Genomic DNA, 4,524 nt, shown 5'->3' on the forward strand with positions numbered 1-4,524 from the left:
GGCCCGTCAGGTCGACGATCGAGGCGAGCTTGTGACGGGTGGAGGCGCCCATCACGTCGAGGATCAGGGCGTCCTTCTTGCCCTCCCACAGGCGAAGCGCGCGGCCGGCCATCTGGCAGTACAGGCCGGCCGACTTTGTGGGGCGGGCGATGACCGCGCACGACGTCCACGGGGCATCGAATCCCTCGGTGAGCACCATGCAATTCGTCAGGACCTGCACGTCACCGCGCCGGTACCGGTCGAGGGTGGCCGCGCGGTCGTCGCGGGCCATGTCGCCCCAGACGGCGGCCGCGGGGATGCCGGCCGCGGTGAAGGTCTCGGCCATGGACTGGGCGGTGGACACGGTCGGCGTGAAGACGACGCCCGCCCGGTCGCCCGCGTGCTCCCGGTACGCCTGGGCGACGACCGGCCCGGCGTCGGAGTCCTCGAGGGCCTGGCCCAGCTGGCCGTCCTGGAGGTCGCCGGCGCGGGTCCTGACTGTGTCGAGGTCGAGGCCGTCAACGATGACACGCTTCCCGCGGACGTCGCACAGGTAGCCGTCCTCGATCATCTCCAGGATGTCGAGGGTGAACACGACGTCCTGCCAGACCTCGGCGAGGCCGCCGTCGGTGCGGGTCATCGTCGCCGTGAACCCGGCGACGGGCAGGCCCCGCCAGGCGCCGAAGTGCTCGAGGACCGTCATGTAGCTGGGGGCGGCTGCATGGTGGCACTCGTCGACGATGATGACACCGATGTTCTCGATGGCCTTGCGGCGCCGCTCGACGGCCAGGGTCTGGATGCTGGCCACGATCACGTCGGCGTCCTGGTGCTCGTCGCGCTCGGCCTTGACGACGCCCACCCGCAGGTCGGGGCGGACGGCGCGGATCTTCGCGGCGGCCTGCTCGATGAGCTCCTCGCGGTGGGCGATGACCAGGGCGCGGGCGCCGTTGAGCTGGGGCAGCAGCTCGTCGATGAGGTTGGCGAAGACGACGGTCTTGCCGGCGCCGGTCGGGAGGACGACGGCGAGTCGGTTGTTCGGGCCGTTCCATCCGGAGATGAGGGCTTTGATGGCCTCTGTCTGGTACGGGCGGGGCGTGAACGTCTCGGGCGTATCAGACAACTCGGTCACCTCGGCTCTCCGTTGCGGGGTTCTGCGGGGATGTTGCGGGGATGTCTGCGGGGTTCTCCGGACCTTGCAAAACCAGCGCCGACCTGCGGCTTAGCGGGGATTGCGGGGTTCTCCGGAATGTGTTTTGGGTCTGGCATGTGGAGCAGCCGCTGTTTTCCATGCGATGCATGCACATGCGTGTTGCGCGTGGTGCATGTGATGCGCGTCCATATGCGGGGAGAGTGCCGCCCATTCCGGAAAACCCCGCACTCCCGCAAACGCGCAGCTCAGCAGTGGTTTCGGCATTCCGGGAAAACCCCGCACGATGCGGGGATGTTGCGATCACCGGGCGCCTCCGTACCGCTCGACGCGCCACCGGTTCTGCTTCAGGTTCCGGTCGTAGACCAGGACGACCTTGAGATCTTCGTAGTAGCGGCCCTCGCGGGCCTTCAGCCAGTGGCCGAGCATCTTGGTCGAGGGCGGTTCGCCGTTGTGGAGGCGCGGCACGTCCTCCTTGAGGCCCAGGAGTTCCTTGGTGGTGACGGCCCGGTCGCCGATGGTCGTGTGCCAGGCCGTCAGGAATGCGGCCCACTCCTGCGCTTCGTCGTCGAGTGCTGCGGTTGCGTTCCCTCGGTTGGTCAGCCAGCCGGGTACTTCGAGGTAGGCGAGGATCCCCGCCACGGTTGACGCCCACCGCGAGTAGTCGCCCATGCGCGTGTTCACCGTTTTGGCGCCGGCCGCGAGCCAGCCGCGGACCATGGTGACCAGGGCGGCGACGACGGTGGACGCGTTGCTCTCCAGCCACTCGCGGAGGTCGCCGACGGTGAAGTTGTCGCGCTGGTCGGGGTCCGGGCAGTCCGGGTCCAGGCGTACCCAGAGGGTGCGGCGTGCGTTGTCCCCGCCGGTGCGCAGGTTGTTGCCGGTGAGGACCCACAGTCGGTCGTTGGGGATGCTGACGCTGCTGGTGCTGCCGAGCAGGCGGTCGCTCCAGACCGCCGACGTGAGGAGCTGGGACAGAATCGGCGACTTGACGATGTGTCCGTTCGGGAGGTTGTCCATGGCGATGACGGGGTCGCCGCAGTCCCACAGCTTGGCCGTGATCGCCTTGCGCAGTTCGGCGTCGTTCTCAGCCCATGGGGTGACGGACAGCCCGTAGACGTAGCCGAAGGCGTCCATGAGCAGGGACTTGCCGGACCCCTGCGAGGTGCTGGTGATCATTACGAGCGGCGTCGGGCCGGGTACGTAGGGCCGGATGATCGGCGACAGCAGGGCGCCGAGGTACTGGGCTCGGTCGGAGTCGTCGACGAACGGGAAGTCGGCGAGCATCTGGTGAAGGACGATGTCCTTGGCCCGCTCGATGGACTCCTTCGTCACCTGCGGTTGCAGGCGTCGCAGGGGCACGCGGGGGTGCATGTACAGGCCGGTGCCGCGGTCGTAGCCCGGCGCCTGGACCAGCGTGCCGTCGGGCCGGACGACCGGGGAAGTGACGATTCCCCGGAGCGGCAGCAGCGGCCAGTCCTTGCGGCCGAGGATCGTGCCGCAGGTTTTGGGCATGACCAGCTCGCGGACTTCCTTGGTGCCCTCGGTGAACGGATCCCTGACGACCTGGTAGGTGGTGACGTGGTCGGCGAGGTAGGCGCGCAGGTTGTCCGTGCCGAGCTGCTTGACGAGCGGGTTGCCCTGGTCGTCTTCGTACACCCAGCAGGGGCCGGTGGACCGCTTGTACAGGCCGGGCAGCTGCTCGCTGGCCATGATGTCGAGCAGGCCGTCGATGGCGTCGGCCTCGTTGGTGATGTCGAGCTCGGGCTTGCTGGGGACGATACGGAGGCCGGGGCCGCCGGCCGTGTCGTGCTCGTCTGGGTCTGGGACGCTGTCCGGGTCGAGGGCGGACGAGCCGTCGGTGAACGGACCGGTCTGCCTCGGGACGGACCGCAGGCGCTGACGCGGCGGCTCGGAGCCGTAGTTCTTGCTGCGGAGGTCGGCGGCGGCGCGCTTGAACGCGTCCAGGGTGGTGCTGCCCTGGGTGAGCAGGGTGTAGGCGGCGAACTTGTCGTAGGGCGTCTCTGCCTCGAACACGGTGGACGTGCTGAACACGTACAGCCGGTCGCGGTCGGAGGCGTGGCCGGTGGTCGCGGAGATCCCGCGGTTCTTGCCCTTGCGTCGCCAGTACGTGGTCTGGCCGCGCGTGAAGATGGGGTCGAACTCCTCGCCGATGATCTCCGTCCAGTTGGCCTTGTTCTCGAAGTCGTCGCCGGGCCGCACGTATCCGGCGGGCAGTTCGCGCTTCGGTCGCGGCGCGGTTTTGGCCTTCTCCTCGGTGGGCATCGCGTCGACTGCCTGGCACAGGGCGTACAGCGCGTCGAGGTCTTCCGGCTCGACGACGGCCATGGTGGTGGGACCGCCGGCGAGTCGGACGTAGGGCTCACCGCTGGGGTGTGTGGGTCCGTGCGACGGGGCGATGACGACGAAGCCGCCTTCGCCTCGGGTCTCGACGAGAACCCGCACGATCTTGGTGCTGGGCTTCTCGGCGACGCGCTGACGCTCTTCCGGGGTGTACTCGTCTTCACGGGCGAGGCGGCGGGCGAGCTTTTTGTTCGCGGCGACGGGCCTGCCCTTGACGATGACCTTGTAGTGGACGCCGCCGGAGGGCGACTGGTCGGCCCAGCCGGTCGTGACTGCCTGCCAGAGATCACCGAGCCCGCTGTTGTTGGCGAGCTCGGTGACCTCGTCGAGGAGGCCTTCCTTGATGGCCAGGCCCTCGAACTCGATCAGCTCGATGTTGCCCGAGACGGCGCCGGTAACGATGCCGATGCCGGTGCGCCGGCCGTCACCGAACCAGCGGTCGTGCTCCTCCGGAGTGGACCGTGTGACCTTGTATCCGGTCCAGGAGCGGACGTCGGGGGCCTTGCTGCCGTCAGGCTTGACGGGCAGGACGCACAGGCCGGCGTCGTGCAGCTCGCGAGCGGAAGCCCGGAGGTCGGGGGTCTGTGCGTCGTTCAACGGGACACTCCGGTGCAGCGAGCTGGGTGGTCGGTGCGGATGGTGGCGACGAACGGCGCGACATCGTCGCCGTAGGCGGGGCCCTCGATGGGGTGGGTGCAGCCGGGACGGAGGCACTCGTAGCGGGCGCGACGGCCGTCGAGGTCGACGAACAGGGCCCCGGTGACGCTGTCATCCTGGGCAGTGAGCGAGGTGGCGGCCGAGGTAGATGTCGCCTTCCGGGCGGGCCAGCCGGGTCCGGGAGGGGTCTCGGGCAGGCCTCGCAGGGCGTTCGGGGTGTGGGCGGGGCAGCGTGGGCCGGGGATGTACTGGCGGACGCCGTCGGCTTCCTTGCAGTGCCGGCGTTCCGCGCCGATCCAGTGGCGGCACTCGGGGTGGGCCGGGCGGCCGGGGGTGTCCACGAGCTGCACACCCCCGGCCGCCGCCTCGGCGGGGGG

3 protein-coding genes are annotated in these 4,524 nt (G+C 69.4%); all 3 read right to left on the bottom strand.

What is annotated here, in order from left to right:
- Positions 1 to 1,108 (bottom strand): DEAD/DEAH box helicase (locus tag ALMP_RS34885; RefSeq protein ID WP_264935764.1); only part of this gene is annotated, 1,108 nt, incomplete at its 3' end.
- A gap of 321 nt (positions 1,109 to 1,429) precedes the next feature.
- A complete protein-coding gene (locus ALMP_RS34890) occupies positions 1,430 to 4,087 on the bottom strand; it encodes a bifunctional DNA primase/polymerase (RefSeq protein ID WP_264935765.1) in 2,658 nt (885 codons plus the stop codon).
- A partial coding sequence (locus tag ALMP_RS34895) for a hypothetical protein (RefSeq protein WP_264935766.1) occupies positions 4,084 to 4,524 on the bottom strand: 441 nt, incomplete at its 5' end. The genes ALMP_RS34895 and ALMP_RS34890, both read right to left, overlap by 4 nt.

The organism is Streptomyces sp. A012304, assembly GCF_026008495.1.
GTDB lineage: Bacteria > Actinomycetota > Actinomycetes > Streptomycetales > Streptomycetaceae > Streptomyces.